Annotated in this window: 1 pseudogene; it reads right to left on the bottom strand. The window is 46.4% G+C overall.

What is annotated here, in order from left to right:
- Positions 1–89 precede the first annotated feature (89 nt).
- Positions 90–371, bottom strand: a pseudogene (locus NE473_RS30610) (ATP-dependent zinc metalloprotease FtsH); the annotation flags it as partial.

Here is a 371-nt window from a genome sequence, read left to right as displayed (position 1 = left end):
AACAGAATTTTGCAGATGCCCGGTAAAATGCCTAAGATTGGCGCTTGGTATCTGCAAAATTCTGTTAAACAGGATCCATCTCTTAACCTTTAGATCTCCACAGGAAACAGGCTCTCAAACTCCTGCTGGCCGATCTTCTCTTTCTCAATTAAAAGCCTGGAGCACGCATGGAGTACCTCTTCATGCTTCATAATAATATCCTTTGCCTTGGCGTAGCAGTCGTCGATGATGCGCTTCACTTCGCTGTCAATCGCATTGGCCACCTCATTACCGTAGCTCTTGGTATGGGCCAGATCGCGGCCGATGAAAACCTCGTCTACATCGTTATCATAGTTAATCATGCCTACACGGTCTGACATACCGTACTGTGT

It is taken from the genome of Hungatella sp. SL.1.14 (genome assembly GCF_024460495.1).
GTDB lineage: Bacteria > Bacillota > Clostridia > Lachnospirales > Lachnospiraceae > Hungatella > Hungatella hathewayi.
This window is presented reverse-complemented; position numbering and strand designations above follow the sequence as displayed.